This is a genomic window from Cypionkella aquatica (genome assembly GCF_030161095.1).
GTDB classification, from domain to species: Bacteria; Pseudomonadota; Alphaproteobacteria; order Rhodobacterales; family Rhodobacteraceae; genus Cypionkella; species Cypionkella aquatica.
Genome location: NZ_BSPP01000015.1, coordinates 54,328 through 75,144, shown reverse-complemented (window position 1 = coordinate 75,144; position 20,817 = coordinate 54,328). Strand labels below are relative to the sequence as shown.

The window sequence follows — 20,817 nt, the reverse complement described above, 5'->3', positions numbered from 1 at the left end:
CTCGACGCCGATGCGCCCAAACCGCCCACATATCTCTTCAATCATTCAATTTTCAAAGAGCGAGGACACAAAACAAACAACACACCCGAACTTCGGGCGTCTTGCCTTCGTGTATCCAGAATTCAGTTACGAGCGTTTCATCTCGCGTCCCGTTCCATCCCGTCTGCATCGCTGCGTCTGTTCGTCTTCGGTGAGGCGTTATCTAGGGTCAGTCGCCGAATGTCGCAAGAGGAAAAATGCAAAGCGATGTCATTTTCTTGTCACGCCCAATGTTTACAGGGGATTTCCGCAGTGCCTGCTGCTTCAAGAGGCAGTCGCTACAAAGGCAAAAGGCGCAAATCCGGGTCAAACCACGAATCTGCGCCTTTGATTCGGCCTCATTCGCCCAGAATCTGCGACTCAGCTGGCGAAATTTTCTCCCTGATGGGTGATGTTTCCGCCCGATACGGTCAGCGCAATTGGCGTCGCGCCCAGATCGCCCGCCGCCACCGTCTCAATGTCGGCGTCAATCAGCACCAGATCGGCGGCAAGGCCGACAACCAGCTTGCCGGTGACGGTTTCCATATGTGCAGCCCAAGCCCCACCTGCCGTATAGGCGTAAAGGCTGTCCATCAGACTGACCCTTTCGTCCGCCGCACCCTCATAGGGCACCCGCGTCATCGCCGCTTGCAGCCCGCGCATCACCGACACATCCGTCACCGGCCAATCGCTGGCAAAAGCCAAGGGGGCCCCCTGATCGGCGAGGGTCTTCCACAAATAAGCATCCGGCCAGCGCGCACGGTCAAACACCGTCTCCATCGTCGACATCGGGAAATCCATTGCCCCCGGAGGATGCGGCGGCTGCACGCTTGCGGTGATCCCCAAGGCCCCCAGCCGAGGAATATCGGCGCGATCAATCAACTCGATATGTTCAATACGGTGCCGCATGTCACGCAAGCCATTGGCCTGCCCCGCCGCCTCGTAGCCGTCAATGGTCTGCCGCACTGCGCCATCACCAATCGCATGCACTGCAATCTGCAAGCCCCGCCGATCTGCCTCGGCACAGATCGCCTTGAAACGCTCGGGCTCGAACAGCGGCTCGCCGCGCAGGGTTGTCCCCGGATAGTCGTTCAGCATATACGCCGTCCGGCTGTCGACGACGCCATCCATGAACATCTTCACAAAGCCCGACGACACCCAGTCATCCTTGTATTCTGCCGTCATCGCACTTGCGCGCTCCAGCTCCGACAAATCCATATGCGGCTTGAAGTGGAACGGCACCTTGACCCGCGCGGTCAACCGCCCCTCATCCTTCATCTCGCGCAAAAGCTGGCAGGTGTAGCGGTTGCCGTCCATGTTCACCATCGAGGTGATGCCATGCGCCGCGCAATGCGCAAGGCCAGCTGCGATCTTGTCCTTATCGCGGGCGCGCACCTCATCCGATGGCCACGGCTCGGGCTCCCCCCCTGTCGCAATGCCCAACTGCAAATGCGCCTCGCCGCCCAAGGCCAAGATCGGCCCAAACGCCTCAAACTCGCGCAACTCGCCCGACGCCATGCCGTCCGCGCCCATCACCACCTCATGCCCATGCGGCATCGCAGCCCCATGCAGCAGACCAGCTGCAGCCAGTGCCGCGGTATTGGCCCAAACCGTATGGTGATCCGGCGACATCATCGCAATCGGGCGATCCGCGATCACCCTGTCCAGATCAAACCGCGTCACCGGAGCATCCAGAATCTCGTAAGACGCCCCCTGTGCCATCAGCAAAGCATTGCTGGGATATTGCACCGCATAAGCCTCAAACGCCGCCTTCAAAGCGTCAAAGCCATGCACTTTGCCGATCTGCAACTGCACAAGCTCATTGCCACCCAACACCAGATGCAAATGGCTTTCCACAAACCCCGGCAGCAGCGTCCGCCCGCCCGCATCAATCACCCGCGTCTCCGCACCCGCCAGCAACGCAACCTCAGCCGCACTCCCCACCGCCACAATCTTGCCCGCAGCCCACGCCACCGCCTCGGCCCGAGGCTTCCCCGCATCCATCGTCAGAACCTTGGCATTGGTCACAATCATCTCAACAGCCATCTTGGTCATCCTCTCTGTACAAATATCCCACGGGGGTCCGGGGGTGTGAAACCCCCGGTCGCCACCTCAGCCGCGCAACGCCGCAACCCGCTCTGCCATCACACACAACATCTCAAACATGATCGAGATTCCCAACCACGCTGTCCCGCCGCTCGCATCAAACGGAGGCGACACTTCCACCAGATCCGCCCCGACGATATTGACGCCCTTGAGCATCCGCGCCACCTGCAATGCTTGCCAAGAATTCGGCCCGCCCACTTCTGGCGTCCCCGTGCCCGGCGCAAAGGTCGGATCGACGAAATCAATGTCATACGTAATGTAGGTATCGCCCAAGCCCACAATATCGCGCGCTTCGGCCATCACATCCTCGACCCCACGCGCATGGAACTCTGCTATCGGGATGATGCGGATGCCATTGGCCGCCGCAAAATCCCAATCTTCCCGCCCATACGCAGTGCCGCGAATACCGATCAGACAATAGCGCTTGGGGTCAATCAGCCCCTCTTCAACCGCGCGACGGAACGGCGTGCCGTGGTTATACTTTGATGTGCCGAAATAGACGTCGTTCAGATCGGTATGGCTATCAAACTGGATCATCCCGACTGGGCGGCTTTTGGCAACCGCCCGCAAGATCGGCAACGAGCACAGATGATCGCCGCCGCCCGTCAGCGGCAATACCCCCGCCGCCACGACGCGATCATAAAACGCCTCCATCCGCGCAAGGCTATCCGTCAGATCGGCCGGATTGGGCGCGACATCCCCCAGATCAGCACAGGCCGCCAATTCAAACGGCGCGACCCAAGTCACCCCATTCATCGCCCGGATCATCGTCGACAGATCGCGCAACTGGCGCGGTCCATGCCGTGGCCCCGGGCGGTTCGTCGTGCCGCCATCCCACGGCGCGCCAATCAGTCCAATCTCTACCTCCGCAAAGCGATCATGCTCAAACGGCACATGCGGCAGCCGCATGAATGTCGGAATCCCTGCGAATCGCGGCAAATCAAAGCCAGAGACCGGGGCGAAAAACCCATCATTACGTCCACGCGCCATCCAGCCCACTTCCTTCAAACCGATTCCATTGCCCTATATGATCAAATCCTTCGGCGCTTGTCAGCCGAACCACGACCCGCATCGCCCTTTCGCGACACGCCCGGCACGGCCAAGGCTTGACCAAAGCCGCACCTTCGGTCCTTATCGGCGCAACAGTTATTTTTTCGCCCTAGGATTTCGCATGTTTTCCAAGCCCGCCGATACCGCTGCGCCGCCCGTCCGCCCGACGGCTGGCAATATCAGCAGCAACAACCGCTCGATCCTGTCGTCTGATCTGAAGATCACCGGCGATATTTCTTCGACCGGCACGATCGAGGTGCTGGGCGAAGTAGAGGGCACGCTTTCGGCGCATGGCCTTGTGATCGGTGGCGAAGGCCGCGTCTCGGGCCAAGTCGCCGCCGAAACGGTTGAGGTCAAAGGCCGCCTTGATGGCCGCGTTGACAGCCAGACCTTCACCCTGCGCGCCGCAGCCCAAGTTGCAGCCGACATCAGCTACACCACCTTGATCATCGAAAGCGGCGCCCAAATCGAGGGCCGCTTCACCAAAGCCAAGGCGTAAACACCGCCGAACTTAAGAAAGGCGCGCACCCCTGCGCGCCTTTTTTCATACGCACCAAGCCGCCCCTTACCGCGCCGGCGGAATAGAATAGCTCAGCCCAGCCCGCGCCACCGGATCGACGCCGCCTTCAGAAAACACCATCACATCACCGACAGCCAGACTGCGCCCCAGCTTCAAAACCCGCGCCTCGGCCAGCAGATCCACCCCCGCCTGCGGCTTGCGCATGAAATCAATGCTGCAATTTGTTGTCACCGCCAGCGCCACCGGGCCGATCCGGCTTAGGACAGCCAGATACATCGCCACATCCGCCAGCGCGAAAATCGCAGGCCCCGACACCGTGCCACCGGGGCGCAAATGCCGATCCTGCACGCGCAGCCGCAGACACAGACCTTGCGCATCGGCACGTTCCACCACGAAATCATCGGCCACCTGCGCAAAGTCCCGCGCCAGAAACGCCTGCAACCCTGCTTTATCCATCACGATCATGCTTCCCCCCTGCCCTGCGCGCGCCTAGAGTTTCGCCAAACCACCGGGGGATGCAATGACCGATCAAATCCTGCTGCGCATAGATCATGGCGGCATCGCCACCCTGACCCTCAATGCCCCCGCCAGCTTTAACGCGCTATCAACCGCGATGCTGACCGCGCTCGGGTCCGAGATCGCCCGCCTGCACGGCGATCAAACCATCCGCGCTGTGGTGATAAAAGGCGCGGGCAAAGCCTTTTGCGCAGGACACGATCTGCGCGAGATGCAAGCCGCCCGCCAATCCCCCGACGAAGGCCGTGCCGCGTTCCAAGCCTTGTTCGCGCTGTGTGCCGAGGTGATGCAAGCCCTGCAAAACCTGCCGCAACCCACAATCGCCCAAGTCCATGGCATCGCCACCGCCGCTGGTTGCCAACTTGCCGCCAGCTGCGACATGATCACCGCCGCACAAGGTGCACGCTTTGGCGTCAACGGCATCAACATTGGCTTGTTCTGCACGACGCCAATGGTTGCCCTTGCCCGCAAAATCCCGTCAGCCATCGCGTTTGAAATGCTCAGCACCGGCGCTTTCATCGACGCCGCCCGCGCCTATGAGATCGGCCTGATCAACCGCCTGACCTCACCCGACACGCTGGAGGCTGACACCCAAACCTTGGCCGAAACCCTCGCTGCCAAACTTCCCACCGCCATGCGACTTGGCAAAACCGCCTTCCGCGACACCGAAGCTCTCGACACCGCCGAAGCCTATGCGCGCGCCTCGGCGATCATGGTCGAAAACACCCTGCTGCCCGACACCGCCGAAGGCATCGCGGCTTTCCTTGAAAAGCGCAGCCCGCGTTGGTCGTAACGCCCTTAACTGAAGGCACTTCATGCTGATCGCACATCTGTCAGACCCCCATTTGCGGCCAAAAGGCCAGCTTTACCAAGGCCTGATCGACAGCAACGCGCTGTTTGATCAGGCGATAGACACGTTGCTGGCGCTCGACCCACAGCCCGATATTGTGATCATCGGCGGTGATCTGGTCGATGAAGGCACCGCCGCCGAATATGAAACCGTGCAAACCGCACTCTCGCGCCTGCCGCAGCCCGTCTATGCGATCCCCGGCAACCATGACGCGCCCGACGCCTTCCGTCTCAGCTTTCACGCTGCACCTTATATAGCCAGCTCTGGCCCGCTGCATTTTGACACCGGTACAGATTGGCCCGTCCGCGTCATCGGCTTTGACGTGACCGTGCCCGGCGATCATCACGGCGATATTGACGACACGCGCCTTGATTGGCTGGCCCAGCGGCTGGCCGAACACAGCGATCGCCCCACGCTTCTGCTGATGCACCAACCGCCCATCGACAGCGGCATGGCCTATATCGACGCCTATAAATGCCAAAACGGCGGCCGTCTTGCTGAACTGCTCTTTCAGCACCGCAATATCGAGCGGGTTCTGTGCGGCCATATCCACCGCGCCATGCAAGCGCGCTTTGGCGGCAGCCTGCTGATGACCGCCCCCAGCACCGCGACCGCAATCGCGCTGCGCCTGCACCCCGACGCCGAGCCCGCCTCGGTCAGCGAGCCCCCCGGACTGTTGCTGCATTATCAGCAGCCGGGGCAGCCTTTGCTGACGCATTGGCTGCCGATTGGAACATTTCCCGGCCCGCTGCCGTTCTTCTGAACCGCATAGCCGTCTCAATAAGGGCCCTTGCAGGCCGCAGACCTGCGCTAAAGCCGATACAACGCGCCGAACTTGGCTTCCAGATAATCCAGCAGCGGCGCCTCGCTTGGCGCAAAGCCACAGGCATGCGCAATCGTCTCGGCAGGTTTGCGCAAACCGCCGTGGCGCTGCAAATTCTCGCGCAACCAGCCGACCGCACCCGACGTATCGCCGCGCGCCAAAGCGCCATCGACATCCGGCACCGCCGCCCGCATCGCGCGGTTCAAACAGCCCGCATAGACATTGCCCAAGGAATAGGTCGGGAAATAGCCAAACAGCCCGACCGACCAATGCACATCCTGCAACACGCCGTGGCTGGGCTTGTCCACCACTTGCCCGAAGTCCGCCAAGAATCGGTCGTTCCAAGCCGCCTCAAGATCACCCACCGCCAGATCACCGCGGATCAAGGCCCGCTCCAGGTCGAACCGCATCATGATATGCAGGTTGTAATGCACCTCATCGGCCTCTGTGCGAATAAAGCCCGCATGCACACGGTTCACCGCGGCATAAAACGCATCCGCGCCTTGCACATTCAGCGGCCCAAACCGCGCCACCATCTGATCATACAGCCAACCCGTGAAAGCCCGACCCCGCCCGATCTGGTTTTCATAGATCCGGCTTTGGCTTTCATGCACGCCCATCGAGACGCCATGCCCCAGCGGAGTCATGCCATAATCGCGGTCAATCGCCAGCTCGTAGCTAGAATGGCCAACCTCGTGGATCGTCGAATACAGACAGTTGAACGGATCGCTTTCGACCACCCGCGTGGTGATCCGGCTGTCATCGCCGCCACCCGAGCTGAACGGATGCACCGCCAGATCAATCCGGCCACGACTGAAATCATAGCCAAACGCCGTCGCCACATCGCGCGCCAGCCGCAGCTGCTCGGCTTGCGGAAAATCGCCCTGCAATGCCAACGGCGTATCCGCCCCAAGGATCGCCCCCCGCAACGCCACCAATCGCGGCCGCATGCGGTCAAACATGCCGCCCAACGACTCCGCCGTGGCCTCTGGTTCGTAATCATCAATCAACGCATCATAAAGATCGCCGCCTTCGGCCAAAGCCGCAGCCTCTTGCCGCCGCAGATCAATAACCCGCGCCAAGGTCGGCAGAAAATCCGCCACCTTCTCGGCAGCCCGCGCCCGCGCCCAGATGCCTTGCGATACCGAGGTGACCCGCGCCAATTCCTGCGCCAGGTCGGCGGGCACTTTCACCGCGCGGCGATACGAGCGTTCAATCTGATACAGCTGCGCCTTGGCCACATCATCAACCGCCTCGGCAGCCGCCAGCCAGTCCCCGATCTGCGGATTGCAGCGCCGGGCATGCATCACGCCCTCCATCGCGGCCATCTCCAAGCCGCGCTGATCTTCCGCCCCGCGCGGCATCATGGTTTCCTGATCCCAGCCGGTACGCTCGGCAATCTTGCCCAAAGCCTCGGTGTCGCGCTGATAGGCCATCAGATCGGCGTAAGCGGTGTTGTTGGTCATAGGTTTCCCTCCCGAATGGTGCCTGCCTGCGGATACATCGCCAAATGCCGCGCCCGGATGATCAGCACCCACAACAGGATCGCGCCGATCTGATGGGTGATGGCAACATGCGGCTGTGCGGCTGTCAAAGCGGTGAAAATGCCCAAAGCCACTTGCACCAGCAACACCACCATCACCGCATGAAACGCCCGCCGCGTCGCGCCATAGGCCGAGGCCCGACCACGCAGCCAGACCAGAATCCCATAGGCGAACAGCAGATATCCCCAGATGCGGTGCATAAACTGCACCAGCCCCGGATTTTCAAAGAACGCATGCCAAATCGGCAAACTGCCGCCAGCGCCATCGGGCACATAAAACGCATCCGCCGGGAAGAACTGGCCATTCATATCCGGCCAGGTTGGAAAAGCCCGGCCCGCATCAATGCCCGCAACCAAAGCCCCCAGCAGAATCTGGAGGAACATCAGATGCATCAACCCGGTGGCTTTGACGACCAGCTTACGCTCGCCCGCCCGCCGCGCCACCAGCAGATCGGTCTCTGTCCGCCCCAGCAACAGCGCATACCATGCGATCAGCCCAAGGATGATGAACGCAAGGCCAAGATGCGTCGCCAACCGATAGGATGCCACATCCACCATCGTGCCCGTCAGCCCCGACGACACCATCCACCAGCCAATCGCGCCTTGCAAACCGCCCAAAGCGCCAATGCCCAGCAAACGCTTGGTCCAGCGCGGCGGGATTTGCTTTGCGATCAGAAAGCCAAAGAAGCCCGCCGCCCATACCAGCCCGATCACCCGGCCCAACTGCCTGTGACCCCATTCCCACCAGAAGATCGACTTGAACTGATCCAACGTCATCGCGGTGTTTTGCAGCTGAAACTCGGGCGAGGCTTGATATTTTGCAAACTCCGCCGCCCAGTCGGCTGCGTTCAGCGGCGGGATCGCCCCGGTCACAGGCTTCCATTCGGTGATCGACAGGCCCGAATCCGTCAGCCGCGTCAGCCCGCCCACCACGATCATCAAAGCCACCAGCGCAAAGATCACCAGCAGCCAAGTCCGCACCCCACGCCGCGCGCCCTTGCCGCGCCCGTCGATCAGCCCACCCTTTGGCGTTGGCACCGCAGGCCCGCCCGCACCAACTTCTTCAAAAATGCTGCGTTTCGTGGCCATGCCGAACCCCTTCGTTGCTTGGCGCAGACACTAGGCCGCAGGCCAAGCCGCTTCAAGGGGCGGCGCTGCGGCCCGATACCGCATGGCTGCGCCGCGCGAAAACCGCCGGGTGCCCAAGCAGTGCGAACATACAGCACCCAAGCGCGCATCTGCCTTCGCCGCGCCGCTCAGATTTCATACTGGCAATATTCATACTGGCAAAAAATATCCCCGCCGGAGGCTTCCACAGCCCCACCATCGCCGGATCGAACCGTTTGGCCACGTAAACTCTAAATCCAACCGTTCAAAACACCGTGGTCCCAAGTTCGACCGTCACAAATCGCCTTGTTTGCGCAGCTGATAGGCAATCTGGCGCAGCATGCCGTGAAAGGTCTGAACCTCGGCCTTGGTCAGCCCCAGCCGGGACCACATATTCCGCAGGCTGGCCTTCATGCCGGGCACTTTCGCCTCGGGAAAGAAGAAGCCGGCCGCCTCCAACCGTTCCTCAAAATGATCGCCCAGTTTCTCAACCTCAATGCCCGATGCCATCTCGGTTCGCGCCATCTCCATCACGATAGCTTCCGCAGGCACCGTTTGCCTGCGCCATTCATAGCCCATCAACAGCACACATTGCGCCAAATTAAGCGAGGCGAACTCCGGGTTGACCGGCACCGTCACGATCGCATTGGCCAGCACCACGTCTTCATTCTCCAGCCCGGCGCGTTCCGGCCCGAACAGCACCCCGACCTTCTTGCCCGCCGCCACCAAGGCTCGGGCGTGATCCATCGCGGCCTCGGGCGTGTAGATCGGCTTGGTCAGCTCGCGCCCCCGCGCGGTGGTGGCGAAAACGAAATCGCAATCGGCAATCGCGGCCTGCACATCCGGAAACAGCCCCGCCTGATCCAGCACCCGCCCCGCCCCCGACGCCAAAGCCACCGCAGCCGAGTTCGGCCAGCCATCGCGCGGCGCCACGATCCGCATCCGCTCCAGCCCAAAGTTCAGCATCGCGCGGGCGGCGGCGCCGATATTCTCGCCCATTTGCGGGCGGACCAGAATGAAAGCGGGGGGGATCATGGCAACTCTCCGGCAGGGCTTGGGTGCTGCCTGATACGCCAGCCGCCCTTCCTAGCCAAGCCTGCGTTTCTGCGCTATCAGGGGCCAACTTCATGCAGGATACCCCAATGGCCGAGCAAGACCGCCCGCAGATCACCCTGATCACCCCGCCCGCGATTGATCTGGAAACCTTCCCGGATCGCCTTGCCGCGGTGATGGATTCGACCGACATCGCCTGCGTGCGTCTGGCGCTTGCTGGCAAGGACGAGGATATGATCCAACGCGCCGCCGATGCCTGCCGCCTTGTGGCGCATGCGCGCGATGTGATCATCGTGATCGAGAACCACCTTTTGATGGTTGATCGGCTGGGGCTGGACGGCGTGCATCTGACCGATGGCGCGCGGCAGGTGCGCTATGTCCGCAAAGAGCTTGGCCCCGATGCGGTAATCGGGTCATTCTGCGGCGTTACCCGGCACGAAGGCATGAATGCGGGCGAGGCCGGGGCTGATTATATCGCCTTTGGCCCGGTGGGTGCGACGCCTTTGGGCAATGGCGAGCAGGTCGAATTTGATCTGTTCGAGTGGTGGAGTGCGGTGATCGAAGTGCCGGTGATCGCCGAGGGCGCACTGACGCTGGAGCTGGTCGAGAAATTCAGTCCGGTCACCGATTTCTTCGGTGTGGGTGAGGAAATCTGGCTGGCCGACAACCCCTCGGTGGCTTTGAAGGCGTTGATGGCACCGCTGGGCTAATTCGGAAAAACTGTCCCAGCTGGGACAAATTTCTGTAGGTGGTGGTTTTGGGGTTTTGAACCACAATAGCTGCGATCAGGGGGCTGAATCGTGGTTAATGCCCAAGCCCTGCTGACTGCCAGAGGCGCGTTTAGTGTCTGACGGCAAACGGATGGCTGGCGCGGATCACGGCCTCGCAATGCGCGGCAAGATCCTTGCGGCTGGCAAAGGCGTTGACGGCCACGGCGGGGTGAAAAATCACCTCGACCCTGCCCTGCCGCTTTGCCGCCAGCACCTGCAAAAGATGCGATGCGAAATCCATCTCGCCCCACCAACCGTAAAACCGCGGATCGTGCTGCTTTGGCGCATGGTAGATCACGCTGACAGGCTGGATATGCAGGATATCCGCCAAGCCATGACTGAAGAACGCCGCAAAAAGCGTTGATTTAAAAGGCAAAACCCGGATTGCGTCCGTGCTGGTGCCTTCGGGGAAGAACATCAGCTTTTGGCCCGCGCGCAGACGATCCTCGAACAAAGCCTGCTGGCGCTTGGCCTCGGTGCCTTTGCGGGCGACAAAAACTGTGCCCGTGGCGCGGGCAAGCCAGCCGATCGCTGCCCAGCGTTCGACCTCGGATTTGGCCACGAAGTAACCGCGCTGTGCCGCGTTCAGCGCGAAAATATCCAGCCACGAGGCATGGTTGGCAACCACAGCGCCGTGTTGCGGCATGGGCTGGCCGCGCAAAATCAGCGGCAGGCCAAGGATCGGAAACACCAGCTTGCACACAGTTTGCGTGATATGGGGCGTCCAAGGCCGGGCCTGCCCGAACAAAGGCCGCTCGACCAGCCGCACCAGCAACAGCAGCACAAGCCCGAAATAGGTCACAAACCCAAAGGCAAAGCCGCGCCAAGCCACCCGTAACCAGCCCAGCGGCGTGATCGGCGGCAAATGGGCGGGGGCAGTGCGCCAATCGTTCATGCGTCACGACCGGATTTGCGGATATAGAAATCGCGGTGCTTGGCGCTCATTTGCGCGGTGTCCATCACAAGGCAAACGTCAGTGGTGTTGAACGCATGATCGACCCAAGCGCCCTGCCCGACATAGCCCCCCAAGCGCAGGTAGGCTTTTATCAAAGCGGGGGTCGCCAGCATCGCGGCTTTGCGATCAAGCTTTTCAGGGGGGATTTGTGAAAATTCAGCGGCTTGCGCAGCGCGCGCGGTGACGCGCAGGTCTGGCGGCGCAAGATGGAAATGTTGCAAATAGGCAAGCGGCAAGGCCAGCACCGACATGTCGGTGCCATGAAAAGACGCCGCGCCGAACAGAACCTCGATGCCGTTTTCCAGCACGTAATCGGCCAAAGCGTTCCACAGCAAAAGCATTGCAGTGCCGCCGCGATAATCGGCATGGACGCAGGACCGCCCGAGTTCTAGCAGCTTGCGCCCCGAGGCTTTCAGCGCCGTCAGATCAAATTCGGCTTCGGAGTAAAACCGCCCCGACTGCGCCAGCCGATCCGAGGGCAGCAACCGGTAAACCCCGACCACATCTTGCAAATCTTCAGCCGAGCGGCTGGGGTCAATCAGCAAAAGATGGTCGAAATAGGGGTCGAATTCATCGCGCTCCAGCCGGGCTGCGTGATCGACCAGCGCGCCAGACGCACCCAGTTCCTGCACGAAAACCTCGTAGCGCAGGCGCTGCGCCGCGCGCAGATCACGGGCGCTTTCGGCCAGTCGCAGGATGAAATGTTTGTCATCGGCGATCATCGGCAGCTTCGGGTCCGGCAGTTTGGGCGACGGCTGTTCTTAGGCGCTGCGCCTGCACTTTGCAACCAGCCACGCGCCCAGCGGTTTTGGGGCTTCGGTTATGGGGCTTCGATTGCATTAACCCAAGATTAACCTCATGCTGCGTCAATGTGGGTTCTGGGGCGCGAAATCCGGCGTCAACTCTGTTTGCGAAAGGTCAATCACCACCTTGCCTGCATGTTCAAAATTCACTGTCACCCGATTGCCGATGCTGGATTGCACCTGCCCCAAGCCCCAATCCGGGCATTGCGGATGACGCACCATCATCCCCGGTTCCAGTAAAGCCGCCATATTCGCCTCGCTAATGCAGGCCCATTGAAGGAGAGCCCGATGCCCGACAGACCCGATGTTGCAGCCCTTGTCGGCTCGCGGATCTGCCATGACCTTATCAGCCCGATCGGGGCGATCGGCAACGGGGTAGAGTTGATGTTGATGGATGGTTCGACCTCGGGGCCGGAAATGGCGTTGATCAGCGAAAGCGTTGGCCATGCCAATGCGCGGATCAGGTTTTTTCGGGTGGCGTTTGGCGCAAGTGGTGCCGAACAGCGCATCGGGCGCAGTGAGGTGGCCTCGGTGGTGGCCGATGTGACCCATGGCGGGAGGGTGCAGATCGAATGGGACAGCCCGGCCGATCTGTCGCGGCGCGATGTGAAACTGGTGTTTTTGCTGATCCTGTGCCTGGAATCGGCGCTGCCCTATGGTGGGCTGATCGAGGTTTTGCGCAACGATCAGCGTTGGTCGCTGCGGGCATCCGCCACCAAGATGAAAATTGACGCCAGCTTGTGGGAGGGGTTGATCGACCCTGCCGCCTTGGGGGATATCAGCCCGGCGCAGGTGCAATTCCTGCTGGTGCCCGAAGAAATCAACCGCCAGCACCGCCGTTTGACGACGGAATTGGCAGAGGGCGAAATCCGGCTGAGCTTTTAGGCGCCGATTGGCTTTGGCCCCTGCTGTGCCGGGTTTTGCCTACGGTCTGATCGTGCCGTCACCTGTGACCAGATATTTGAAACTGGTCAGCTGATCCGCACCAACCGGGCCGCGCGCGTGCATCTTGCCGGTGGCAATGCCGATCTCGCCGCCCATGCCAAACTCGCCACCATCGGCGAATTGCGTCGAGGCATTGCGCATCAGGATCGCAGAATCGAGGTGCTGCACAAAGCGGGCGGCAGTGGCGTCATTTTCGGTCAGGATGCTTTCGGTGTGATTGCTGCCATAGCGACGGATATGCGCGATGGCTTCATCCACGCCATCGACCAGCTTGGCGGCGATGATCATATCCAGAAATTCACGGCCGAAATCATCGGGTTGCGCCTGCACCGTCCCGGGGATTTTCAACAACTCGCCCTCGGTGCGCACCTCAACCCCAGCTTTCAGCAGATCTTCGATCAGCACAGCGCCGTGCTTGGTGTAGAATTGCCAGTCGATCAGCAGACATTCGGCCGAGCCACAGACGCCAGTGCGGCGGGTTTTGGAATTCAGCACCACCCGACGCGCCTTTTCCAGATCGGCGTCGCGGTCGGCGTAGACGTGGCAGATGCCTTCCAGATGCGCGAACACCGGCACGCGGGCTTCGCGTTGCACCAGCCCAACCAGGCCCTTGCCACCGCGCGGCACGATCACATCAATGAATTCAACGGCTTGCAGCATCGCCGTGACCATCTCACGGTCACGGGTCGGGATCAGTTGGATGGCATCCTCGGGCAGACCTGCCTCGCGCAGACCCTGCTGCATGCAGGCGTGGATGGCTTCGGAGGAATGAAAACTTTCCGACCCGCCGCGCAGGATCACCGCATTGCCGGCCTTCAGGCACAATGCACCTGCATCGGCGGTGACATTGGGGCGCGATTCGTAGATCACCCCGATCACGCCCAAAGGTGTCGACACCCGCTGGATATGCAGGCCCGACGGGCGATCCCATTCCGCCAGCACCCGCCCAACCGGATCGGGATATTCCGCCACCACCCGCAACGCATCCACTATGCCGCGAATACGGTTTTCATCCAGACGCAGACGGTCGAGCATCGCGGCGGAAAGCCCCTTCGCCTCGGCGTAAGCCATATCCATGTAATTGCCGTCGAGAATTTCCTGCCGCCGCGCCCAGATCGCCGCCGAAGCCCCGATCAGCGCCGCATATTTGCGCTCTTGCGACGCACAAGCCAATTCTGCCGCCGCCGCCTTGGCCTTTGTGCCAATCTCGCGCATCACATCCACGAACTGCCCGTCCATCCAGAACCCTTTCACATTGGCGCAAATATCCCGGGGGTGCGGGGGCTGGCCCCCGCTGGCCCGCAGGATCAGATCACCATATCATCGCGGTGGATCAACGCCGCGCGGCCCTGATACCCCAGAATTGCTTCGATTTCGCCAGACCGATGCCCGGCAATCGCCTTGGCCTCGACGGCGGTATACCGCACTAGGCCTTTGCCCAAAGTGTCGCCCGCGGGCGACAGGATCGCCACCGGATCGCCGCGGCCAAAGCTGCCTGTCACGACGGTAACACCGGCTGGCAGCAGGGATTTTCCCGCCCGCAAAGCCGCCACTGCGCCTGCGTCCAAGCGCAGCTCTCCGCGCGGTTTCATCGCGTTGATCCAGCGCTTGCGTGCGGCTTGCGGATCGCTTTGCGCCACAAACCACGTCCGCGCAGCTCCGTTGGCCAGCGCGGACAAAGGGCGCAGCACCGAGCCTTCCATGATCGCCATAGCGCAGCCACCCGCGACAGCGGTTTTCGCGGCCAGCAGTTTGGTTTTCATCCCACCTTTGGAAAAGCCCGAGATCGGATCGCCCGCCATCGCCTCAATCTGCGGCGTGATGGTTTCCACCAGATCAAAGCGCTGCGCGGTGGGGTCTTCTTTCGGGTTGGCGGAATAGAAACCATCGACATCGGACAGCAAGATCAACTGATCCGCCCCCGCCGTCACCGCGATTTGGGCGGCCAGACGGTCATTGTCGCCGAAACGAATTTCATCGGTGGCCACGGTGTCGTTTTCATTGACGATCGGCACTACGCCCAGCCCCAGCAGGGTTTCCATCGTGGCGCGGGAGTTCAGATAGCGGCGGCGATCCTCGGTGTCTTCCAGCGTCACCAGAATTTGTGCGGTGGTGATGCCATGCGGGGCGAGGACTTCTTCATACGCGCGGGCCAGCCGGATCTGGCCGACAGCGGCGCAGGCTTGGGATTGCTCCAGCGTCAGGATGCCGTCGCCCAAGCCCAGCACCTTGCGGCCCAAGGCGATGGAGCCGGAAGACACCAGCACCACAGCCGTGCCGCGCACTTTGGCTTCAGCCACATCCATCGCAAGCGCCGACAGCCAGCCTTGTTTCAGGCCGGTTTTGCGATCCACCAGCAGGGCCGATCCGATCTTGACGACAAGCCGTTTGGCGTCACGGATATCAGGGGCGGTGATGGGCTTTAGGGCTGCCACGGCAGGCCCTCCTCAACCGGGGCCTCGCGTTTGATCTCGGCCATCAGGGCGCGCAGGGTGTCCAACAGGCCGATACCCGCCACGCCGGAGATGACATGCACCGGGCCGCCGCTGGCTTTTTCCAGCGCTTTGCGGCGGGTGGTGATGGTGGATTTGTCCAAAGCGTCGCATTTGTTCAGCGCAAGGATGCGGGGTTTGTCGCCCAGCACGTCGGAATAGGCTTCAAGTTCCTTGACGATGGTGCGGTAGTCTTTGGTGATCGTTGAAGACGTGCCGTCGACGAGGTGCAGCAGGACTTTGCAACGCTCGACATGGGCGAGGAATTGCATCCCAAGGCCACGGCCTTCCGAGGCGCCTTCGATCAGGCCGGGGATGTCGGCCATCACGAATTCCGCGCCATCAATGCCGACCACGCCGAGGTTCGGCACCAAGGTGGTGAACGGGTAGTCGGCGATTTTCGGGCGCGCGTTCGAGACGGCGGCGAGGAAGGTGGATTTTCCGGCATTGGGCAGGCCCAAAAGCCCCGCATCGGCGATCAGTTTCAGGCGCAGCCAGATTGTCCGCTCGATCCCTTCTTGCCCCGGATTGGCGCGGGAGGGGGAGCGGTTGGTCGAGGATTTGAACGCGAGGTTGCCCCAGCCACCGTTGCCGCCCTTGGCGAGCAGGATGCGTTGGCCGACGCGGACGAGATCGGCGATCACGGTTTCTTCGTCTTCGTCAAGGATCTCGGTGCCGACTGGAACCTTGAGGATGATGTCGTCGCCGGTTTTGCCGGTGCGTTGGCTGCCCATGCCACCCTGCCCCGATTTGGCGAAGAAATGCTGTTGGTAGCGGAAGTCGATCAGGGTGTTCAGGCCGTCGACAGCCTCGGCCCAGACTGACCCACCGTTACCGCCGTCGCCGCCATCGGGGCCGCCAAATTCGACGAATTTTTCACGCCGGAAAGACACGCAGCCTGCCCCGCCGCCGCCGGAGCGGATGTAGACTTTGGTGAGGTCGAGGAATTTCATAGGCGCGGCTTTCTGAAGGATAAGGATAGGCGATACAGGATTGGGGGGCGGGACTCAAGCGCGGGGATTTTTGCGGCTTTTGCGGTGTCCACGCGTGGACAAGACCGCCGTTTATGCAAAATCAAAGGGTTAGATCCATGGCGTTCATCAGGCGTTAACCTTTGGCGCTTGAAGCCGATAGATGGCAATTGGCACGGGTGCGCTGCGGGCAAGGCTTTCGCCCATGCCTTCGCCGATTTGACGAAAGCCCAGCTTGCGCAGCACAGCGCCCGAAGCGGGGTTGTCGATGCAATGATCGGCGAACACTTCGGTCAGCCCGAACCGCGCGATCATCTGCGGCAGGAAGGCGGCCATCGCCTCGGACGCGATGCCTTGGCCCCAGAACGCCGGGTCGAGGAAATAACCGGTTTCGATCGGATTATCCCAGATGCCGACAGCGCCGATCAGCTTGGCGTCAAACCAGATGCCCAGACGGAAGCCCAATTTGCCCTGCCATTGGCTTTCGATCAGGGTGGCGCGCACCTCGGCCTCGGGCCAAGGCGAGCGATGCGAGTTGGTCATCGGGGCCACGTCTGGATGGCCGCCGATGCGGGCGATGTCGCGCCAATCCCGCTCCACCTCAAGCGGGGCGAGGCGCAGGCGGGCGGTGCGGATTTCTAAGGGATTGGCGGCCAGAAAACCGGGCAGCGTCAGCAGCAGATCGACATGCGGGCGGTCCATTCCCAAGGCGCGGCAGTGTTTCAGGCTGCGACCGACCTCGGCAAAGCCAAGTTTCGCCAGCACGCGGGCAGAGGCATGGTTGCCTTCAAAATAACCCGCAGCGACCGTGCTTTCATCATGGGCGAACTGCATTTCCAGCACGGCGCGGGCGGCTTCTGACGCGTAACCTTGGCCTTGGGCGCGGGGTGCGAGCCAATAGCCAAGCTCAAACCCAGCGCCAATGATGCCCGCAAAGCCTTGCGCGTCTTCGATCACGAAGGTTTCGCCGGGATAGGCGATGTCCGTGGCGAACTGCTCAAAATCCGCTGCCGTATAGGGCATCGGCACCCGCGCGAGCCAGCCGGAAATGGCGAGATCATTCAGATATGCGACGACGGCAGCGGCATCTGTGGCCGCCACCGGGCGCAGACTGAGACGCGCCGTTTTAAGATGGGCGCGCAGGGTCATATTCCCTCAGGCCAGTTTCTTTACATAGGTCCAGGTCGGCACCAAAGCATTGCGCGCCACCGAAAAGGTTTCGGCATCGCCCAGATAGCCAAAGCCCGCATTGGTCAGCACACGCGCGGAGCCGGGATTGTCCTGAAACACCTCTGCGAAGATCGTGCAGTTGCTTTGCGGATTGGCGGCGACAAGGGCCTTGACGGCCTCGGACGCGATGCCGGTGTTCCAGAACGCCGGGGCCACCCAATAGCGGATTTCAGATTGGCCATGCGTCGGCTTGTGGGCATCCATCGGCTTTAGGCTGATCACGCCCAACACCTCGGCCAGACCGGTGGCCGAGCCATCCATCGCCCAGATCTGTTCGCCCGAGCGACCGCCCATCGCGCGGGCAACAAACGCCTCTGCGGCCCCCGGCGGCAGGGGATGGGGAATCGAATGGGTGGCTTCGGCCACGCGCTTGTCGCCCGCGTAAAGCGCGAACAGGCCCGCATCCGAGCGTTGCACCGGGCGCAGCACGAAGCGACCAGCGGCAATCTGGCCTTCGGTGGGAACGGCAATCATATCCAAAACCACGGGCTTACTCCTGAAAGCCATGCAGAGCGAAAGCTCTGATAAACCTTATTCCTGAGGCGGAAATAAGGAAGGGGACCGGCCTTTCGACCGATCCCCTGTCTACAATCGAATTGTAAAGGTTCGGCTTATTCTGCGGCTTTCGCTGCCGGAAGCACAGAAATAAAGGTGCGGCCTTTGAAGCCTTTTTTGAAGGTGACATGGCCTTCGACTTTGGCGAACAGGGTGTGATCCACGCCCATGCCAACGCCTTCACCGGGGAACCAGGTGGTGCCGCGCTGACGCACAATGATATTGCCCGGAATGGCGACTTGGCCACCGAACAGTTTCACGCCAAGGCGACGGCCAGCCGAGTCGCGGCCGTTGCGGGATGAGCCGCCTGCTTTTTTGTGTGCCATGGGGGATTACTCCTGTGCAGCAGCGGCTTTGGCAGCGCGCTTCGGTTTTGCAGGGGCTTCGACAACAGCTGCCGGAGCGGCGTTATGAGCAGCGCGACGTGCATCGGCGGTGCCGGTTGCAGCAGCGACGCCCGAGGCATCAGCGCCGGTGGCCAGCACGTCCAGAACGCGAACCAGCGTCAGGTGCTGACGGTGGCCTTTGGTGCGCTGCGACGAGTGCTTACGACGGCGTTTGACAAAGTGGATGACCTTTTCGCCTTTGATCTGGTCGATCACTTCTGCCTGCACGGCAGCACCTGCCACGAAGGGCACGCCGATGGTCAGGCTTTCGCCGCCAACCATCAGAATTTCGTTGAACTGGATCTTTTGACCAGCAACGGCATCAAGCTTTTCAACGCGCAGAACGTCACCCGCCTGCACTTTATACTGCTTGCCGCCTGTCTTGAGGACCGCGAACATGGGTCTTTCCTTCTCTTGCTCCGCGTCTTGTGGCCCTTGCGGTGGTGAGACCGTTTGAGTTTGTGGGTTGCCCCGCCTCGGACTGCGCGCCCCAATGGGCGTCATGAAATAAAGACCCGACGAGATTCGCACCTCGCCGGGATGAGGGCTTATGCTGTGGGTTGTAGATGGTGTCAAGGCCCGGGTTCGGGTGGGCGGATTCGGGCGGGCGGGTTCGGGGTTTCACACTGGCTCAAATATTCCCGCCGGAGGCATCCGGCATTTGCCAAGGAAGCCTCCGGCGGGGATATTTAAGCAGAGAGGATGACCGGGGCGGTTTGCGGCCAATGGGAGAGGGTCAATGGGTGGGGGTCAGATGTCTTGCCCGGCCATCAGGCGGCCCGCGGATTGGCCGAGCTCTTTCGAGACTTGCACGAACATCGCATCAAAGGCCGTGAACACTGCCGCATTGGCTTTCTGGCCTTCGGGCGTGGTGGAAAACGCGATATACTGCTCAAGCTCGGCATCCGAGAGCGGCTGATAGGCCAGCATCAAAAACGGATAGAGCCATTCGACGGTATCGCGGCGCACATCGTTTTCCTGCCCCCAGACATCGGCAAGCATATCGTCTTCGGGCATCGGCTGGGGGAAAGCTCCGGCGGCGTTCATGCCACGATAGAAGGCCAGATTGCCGTTCATCGCGCCCATGACGTTGGATTCGACAAGATCATTGACCTCGGCAAAGCGGTTGATCTGGGCGGCACGGGGGGTTTTGGCATTGAGCGCGCGGCCCCAGATCGCTGCGGCGGCGGCGGTGGCCTTGTCATCGAGCAGGGTTTTGCGGGCGTCGATCTCTAGCGCGAGAATACGTTGGCCCAAGGGCGCTGAAAAGAACTCACGCATCGCGGTTTGCGTCGCGGGATCATTCTGCAGCGATTTCGCCAGCGCCGCGTCGAAGATCTGATGCAGGCGTTGGGTGTCATAGACCCGGCTGAGCACCACGCCCCAAGCCGCCCCACCCTGCCCCGGAAACAGATCGGCCTCCATCTCTTTGCCATTGGCCAGCCCTTCGCTGCGCATCACCGCGATCAGCGCATCAATCTTCAGCGTCTGCGTGAGGCTTGAGGTTTCAGGCTGCGGCCCCAGCGTTTGCGCATGCAGCGGCATGGCAGGCAGAGAGAGGGCGGTCAGGGGCGCAGCAAGGCAAAGCGACAACAGCAGGGGGCGCAGCATAGGGTGGCCTTTCACGGCAGAGTGCAGCCCTTGCTACGGCGTTGCAGCGTCGCTGCCAAGCACCCGGCGCGCACAGATTGGTGAGCACAGGCGGAGGCTTGCCGAAAGTCTTTCGCAAGTTGCCGCAAAATCGGGGTTGCAAGCGCGGATGGACCCCGCTAAATCCCCGCCACGATCCCTACCGCGGAGAGGTGGCAGAGTGGTCGAATGCGGCGGTCTCGAAAACCGTTGTCGGTTTGCGCCGACCCAGGGTTCGAATCCCTGTCTCTCCGCCAATCACCATTGAAACCATTTGATTTTATGCGTGCTTTGGATTGATACCCACCTATCACCCCATCTTAGAAAAAACGCTTGAACAGCGATGCGGCGATGTTCAGGACAAGAATCTGCCAGCCTCGGCGCGGGTGGCGTAGTCGAGAGTAGCCAGGCTTTCCAGCAGAGGTTGCACGGCGGTGGTGCCATCGCGGGTAAAATGCCGGGCGATCTGGTTGGGGGTGGCCCCGCGCATCGCGG

At 61.5% G+C, this 20,817-nt stretch carries 24 protein-coding genes and 1 tRNA gene; 7 read left to right on the top strand and 18 right to left on the bottom strand.

Translation table 11 applies throughout. The features are described 5' to 3' along the window. Positions 1 to 370, top strand: a 370-nt coding sequence (locus QQJ98_RS18390; protein ID WP_284326769.1) for a hypothetical protein, incomplete at its 5' end; no start/stop codon positions are given. A gap of 29 nt (positions 371 to 399) precedes the next feature. On the opposite strand, the gene QQJ98_RS18385 is transcribed toward QQJ98_RS18390, so the two are convergent. Both QQJ98_RS18385 and QQJ98_RS18380 read right to left on the bottom strand, forming a co-directional pair. Then, entirely contained in the window at positions 400 to 2,064 is a 1,665-nt protein-coding gene (locus QQJ98_RS18385) for an amidohydrolase (RefSeq protein ID WP_284326768.1), read from the bottom strand. A gap of 66 nt (positions 2,065 to 2,130) precedes the next feature. After that, positions 2,131 to 3,114 (bottom strand): agmatinase, encoded by a 984-nt coding sequence (locus QQJ98_RS18380; protein WP_284326767.1) that lies wholly within the window; start codon positions 3,112 to 3,114, stop codon positions 2,131 to 2,133. A gap of 181 nt (positions 3,115 to 3,295) precedes the next feature. Between QQJ98_RS18380 and QQJ98_RS18375 the strand changes: the two genes are divergently transcribed. Then, positions 3,296 to 3,673, top strand: coding sequence for a bactofilin family protein (locus tag QQJ98_RS18375; protein WP_284326766.1), 378 nt, complete (start codon positions 3,296 to 3,298; stop codon positions 3,671 to 3,673). 66 nt (positions 3,674 to 3,739) lie between these two features. On the opposite strand, the gene QQJ98_RS18370 is transcribed toward QQJ98_RS18375, so the two are convergent. Beyond that, the gene (locus tag QQJ98_RS18370; protein WP_284326765.1) at positions 3,740 to 4,159 is read right to left on the bottom strand and encodes a PaaI family thioesterase; all 420 of its coding nucleotides are present in this window, start codon (positions 4,157 to 4,159) and stop codon (positions 3,740 to 3,742) included. 55 nt (positions 4,160 to 4,214) lie between these two features. Between QQJ98_RS18370 and QQJ98_RS18365 the strand changes: the two genes are divergently transcribed. Together QQJ98_RS18365 and QQJ98_RS18360 are read left to right on the top strand one after the other, a co-directional pair. Next, positions 4,215 to 5,003, top strand: a complete 789-nt coding sequence (locus QQJ98_RS18365; protein WP_284326764.1) for an enoyl-CoA hydratase — start codon at positions 4,215 to 4,217, stop codon at positions 5,001 to 5,003. Positions 5,004 to 5,025: 22 nt separating this feature from the next. Next, positions 5,026 to 5,823, top strand: a complete 798-nt coding sequence (locus QQJ98_RS18360; RefSeq protein ID WP_284326763.1) for a phosphodiesterase — start codon at positions 5,026 to 5,028, stop codon at positions 5,821 to 5,823. Between the two features lie 47 nt (positions 5,824 to 5,870). Here QQJ98_RS18360 and QQJ98_RS18355 read toward each other — a convergent pair whose 3' ends face one another. From QQJ98_RS18355 to QQJ98_RS18345, 3 genes are all read right to left on the bottom strand, one after another. Then, positions 5,871 to 7,349 carry a carboxypeptidase M32 gene (locus QQJ98_RS18355; RefSeq protein ID WP_284326762.1) on the bottom strand — a complete coding sequence of 493 codons (1,479 nt, stop codon included), beginning with the start codon at positions 7,347 to 7,349 and terminating at the stop codon, positions 5,871 to 5,873. After that, entirely contained in the window at positions 7,346 to 8,515 is a 1,170-nt protein-coding gene (gene ctaA, locus QQJ98_RS18350; protein WP_284326761.1) for a heme A synthase, read from the bottom strand. The genes QQJ98_RS18355 and ctaA overlap by 4 nt, the downstream gene beginning before the upstream one ends. A gap of 312 nt (positions 8,516 to 8,827) precedes the next feature. Beyond that, positions 8,828 to 9,568, bottom strand: coding sequence for an RNA methyltransferase (locus QQJ98_RS18345; protein WP_284326760.1), 741 nt, complete (start codon positions 9,566 to 9,568; stop codon positions 8,828 to 8,830). A 107-nt stretch (positions 9,569 to 9,675) separates the two neighbouring features. Between QQJ98_RS18345 and QQJ98_RS18340 the strand changes: the two genes are divergently transcribed. Continuing rightward, complete coding sequence (locus tag QQJ98_RS18340; protein ID WP_284326771.1) at positions 9,676 to 10,296, top strand: thiamine phosphate synthase; 621 nt, start codon at positions 9,676 to 9,678, stop codon at positions 10,294 to 10,296. Between the two features lie 130 nt (positions 10,297 to 10,426). Here the strand turns inward: QQJ98_RS18340 and olsA are convergent, their stop codons facing one another. The 3 genes from olsA to QQJ98_RS18325 form a co-directional block, all read right to left on the bottom strand. Continuing rightward, a complete protein-coding gene (gene olsA, locus QQJ98_RS18335) occupies positions 10,427 to 11,251 on the bottom strand; it encodes a lyso-ornithine lipid O-acyltransferase (protein WP_284326759.1) in 825 nt (274 codons plus the stop codon). After that, positions 11,248 to 12,033 carry an L-ornithine N(alpha)-acyltransferase gene (gene olsB / locus QQJ98_RS18330; protein ID WP_284326758.1) on the bottom strand — a complete coding sequence of 262 codons (786 nt, stop codon included), beginning with the start codon at positions 12,031 to 12,033 and terminating at the stop codon, positions 11,248 to 11,250. The genes olsA and olsB overlap by 4 nt, the downstream gene beginning before the upstream one ends. A 144-nt stretch (positions 12,034 to 12,177) precedes the next feature. Continuing rightward, a complete protein-coding gene (locus QQJ98_RS18325; RefSeq protein WP_284326757.1) occupies positions 12,178 to 12,363 on the bottom strand; it encodes a DUF3553 domain-containing protein in 186 nt (61 codons plus the stop codon). Between the two features lie 39 nt (positions 12,364 to 12,402). Here QQJ98_RS18325 and QQJ98_RS18320 point away from each other — a divergent pair, with 39 nt between their 5' ends. Then, positions 12,403 to 12,999: a histidine phosphotransferase family protein gene (locus QQJ98_RS18320; RefSeq protein WP_284326756.1), complete on the top strand. Its 597-nt coding sequence runs from the start codon at positions 12,403 to 12,405 to the stop codon at positions 12,997 to 12,999. Positions 13,000 to 13,038: 39 nt separating this feature from the next. Here QQJ98_RS18320 and QQJ98_RS18315 read toward each other — a convergent pair whose 3' ends face one another. The 8 genes from QQJ98_RS18315 to QQJ98_RS18280 form a co-directional block, all read right to left on the bottom strand. Beyond that, positions 13,039 to 14,298 carry a glutamate-5-semialdehyde dehydrogenase gene (locus QQJ98_RS18315; RefSeq protein WP_284326755.1) on the bottom strand — a complete coding sequence of 420 codons (1,260 nt, stop codon included), beginning with the start codon at positions 14,296 to 14,298 and terminating at the stop codon, positions 13,039 to 13,041. 68 nt (positions 14,299 to 14,366) lie between these two features. Then, entirely contained in the window at positions 14,367 to 15,494 is a 1,128-nt protein-coding gene (gene proB / locus QQJ98_RS18310; RefSeq protein ID WP_284326754.1) for a glutamate 5-kinase, read from the bottom strand. Continuing rightward, positions 15,482 to 16,504 (bottom strand): GTPase ObgE, encoded by a 1,023-nt coding sequence (obgE, locus tag QQJ98_RS18305; RefSeq protein WP_284326753.1) that lies wholly within the window; start codon positions 16,502 to 16,504, stop codon positions 15,482 to 15,484. Before obgE ends, proB begins: the two co-directional genes overlap by 13 nt. Before the next feature lie 147 nt (positions 16,505 to 16,651). Then, positions 16,652 to 17,671: a GNAT family N-acetyltransferase gene (locus tag QQJ98_RS18300; RefSeq protein ID WP_284326752.1), complete on the bottom strand. Its 1,020-nt coding sequence runs from the start codon at positions 17,669 to 17,671 to the stop codon at positions 16,652 to 16,654. A gap of 6 nt (positions 17,672 to 17,677) precedes the next feature. Beyond that, positions 17,678 to 18,238, bottom strand: a complete 561-nt coding sequence (locus QQJ98_RS18295) for a GNAT family N-acetyltransferase (RefSeq protein ID WP_431307836.1) — start codon at positions 18,236 to 18,238, stop codon at positions 17,678 to 17,680. Positions 18,239 to 18,363: 125 nt separating this feature from the next. Next, positions 18,364 to 18,633: a 50S ribosomal protein L27 gene (gene rpmA, locus QQJ98_RS18290; RefSeq protein ID WP_054009148.1), complete on the bottom strand. Its 270-nt coding sequence runs from the start codon at positions 18,631 to 18,633 to the stop codon at positions 18,364 to 18,366. A 6-nt stretch (positions 18,634 to 18,639) separates the two neighbouring features. Then, on the bottom strand, positions 18,640 to 19,092 hold the full coding sequence (gene rplU, locus QQJ98_RS18285) for a 50S ribosomal protein L21 (protein WP_284326751.1): 453 nt from the start codon (positions 19,090 to 19,092) through the stop codon (positions 18,640 to 18,642). 351 nt (positions 19,093 to 19,443) lie between these two features. After that, positions 19,444 to 20,304: a hypothetical protein gene (locus QQJ98_RS18280; protein WP_284326750.1), complete on the bottom strand. Its 861-nt coding sequence runs from the start codon at positions 20,302 to 20,304 to the stop codon at positions 19,444 to 19,446. 185 nt (positions 20,305 to 20,489) lie between these two features. On the opposite strand from QQJ98_RS18280, the gene QQJ98_RS18275 reads away from it, so the two are divergent. Beyond that, a tRNA-Ser gene (locus tag QQJ98_RS18275) sits at positions 20,490 to 20,579 on the top strand. Between the two features lie 98 nt (positions 20,580 to 20,677). Here the strand turns inward: QQJ98_RS18275 and QQJ98_RS18270 are convergent. After that, positions 20,678 to 20,812 (bottom strand): hypothetical protein, encoded by a 135-nt coding sequence (locus tag QQJ98_RS18270; RefSeq protein WP_284326749.1) that lies wholly within the window; start codon positions 20,810 to 20,812, stop codon positions 20,678 to 20,680. Between the last annotated feature and the right edge of the window lie 5 nt (positions 20,813 to 20,817).

Excerpts from the sequence above, each read along its gene's own strand:
- QQJ98_RS18300 (WP_284326752.1), bottom strand. The coding sequence starts at position 17,671 with ATGACCCTGCGCGCCCATCTTAAAACGGCGCGTCTCAGTCTGCGCCCG.
- QQJ98_RS18370 (WP_284326765.1), bottom strand. The coding sequence starts at position 4,159 with ATGATCGTGATGGATAAAGCAGGGTTGCAGGCGTTTCTGGCGCGGGAC.
- QQJ98_RS18340 (WP_284326771.1), top strand. The coding sequence starts at position 9,676 with ATGGCCGAGCAAGACCGCCCGCAGATCACCCTGATCACCCCGCCCGCG.
- QQJ98_RS18365 (WP_284326764.1), top strand. The coding sequence starts at position 4,215 with ATGACCGATCAAATCCTGCTGCGCATAGATCATGGCGGCATCGCCACC.
- olsA (WP_284326759.1), bottom strand. The coding sequence starts at position 11,251 with ATGAACGATTGGCGCACTGCCCCCGCCCATTTGCCGCCGATCACGCCG.
- obgE (WP_284326753.1), bottom strand. The coding sequence starts at position 16,504 with ATGAAATTCCTCGACCTCACCAAAGTCTACATCCGCTCCGGCGGCGGC.
- QQJ98_RS18320 (WP_284326756.1), top strand. The coding sequence starts at position 12,403 with ATGCCCGACAGACCCGATGTTGCAGCCCTTGTCGGCTCGCGGATCTGC.
- QQJ98_RS18270 (WP_284326749.1), bottom strand. The coding sequence starts at position 20,812 with ATGCGCGGGGCCACCCCCAACCAGATCGCCCGGCATTTTACCCGCGAT.
- QQJ98_RS18280 (WP_284326750.1), bottom strand. The coding sequence starts at position 20,304 with ATGCTGCGCCCCCTGCTGTTGTCGCTTTGCCTTGCTGCGCCCCTGACC.
- rpmA (WP_054009148.1), bottom strand. The coding sequence starts at position 18,633 with ATGGCACACAAAAAAGCAGGCGGCTCATCCCGCAACGGCCGCGACTCG.
- QQJ98_RS18325 (WP_284326757.1), bottom strand. The coding sequence starts at position 12,363 with ATGGCGGCTTTACTGGAACCGGGGATGATGGTGCGTCATCCGCAATGC.
- QQJ98_RS18315 (WP_284326755.1), bottom strand. The coding sequence starts at position 14,298 with ATGGACGGGCAGTTCGTGGATGTGATGCGCGAGATTGGCACAAAGGCC.
- rplU (WP_284326751.1), bottom strand. The coding sequence starts at position 19,092 with ATGTTCGCGGTCCTCAAGACAGGCGGCAAGCAGTATAAAGTGCAGGCG.
- QQJ98_RS18360 (WP_284326763.1), top strand. The coding sequence starts at position 5,026 with ATGCTGATCGCACATCTGTCAGACCCCCATTTGCGGCCAAAAGGCCAG.
- QQJ98_RS18385 (WP_284326768.1), bottom strand. The coding sequence starts at position 2,064 with ATGGCTGTTGAGATGATTGTGACCAATGCCAAGGTTCTGACGATGGAT.
- QQJ98_RS18380 (WP_284326767.1), bottom strand. The coding sequence starts at position 3,114 with ATGGCGCGTGGACGTAATGATGGGTTTTTCGCCCCGGTCTCTGGCTTT.
- olsB (WP_284326758.1), bottom strand. The coding sequence starts at position 12,033 with ATGATCGCCGATGACAAACATTTCATCCTGCGACTGGCCGAAAGCGCC.
- ctaA (WP_284326761.1), bottom strand. The coding sequence starts at position 8,515 with ATGGCCACGAAACGCAGCATTTTTGAAGAAGTTGGTGCGGGCGGGCCT.
- QQJ98_RS18345 (WP_284326760.1), bottom strand. The coding sequence starts at position 9,568 with ATGATCCCCCCCGCTTTCATTCTGGTCCGCCCGCAAATGGGCGAGAAT.
- QQJ98_RS18375 (WP_284326766.1), top strand. The coding sequence starts at position 3,296 with ATGTTTTCCAAGCCCGCCGATACCGCTGCGCCGCCCGTCCGCCCGACG.
- QQJ98_RS18355 (WP_284326762.1), bottom strand. The coding sequence starts at position 7,349 with ATGACCAACAACACCGCTTACGCCGATCTGATGGCCTATCAGCGCGAC.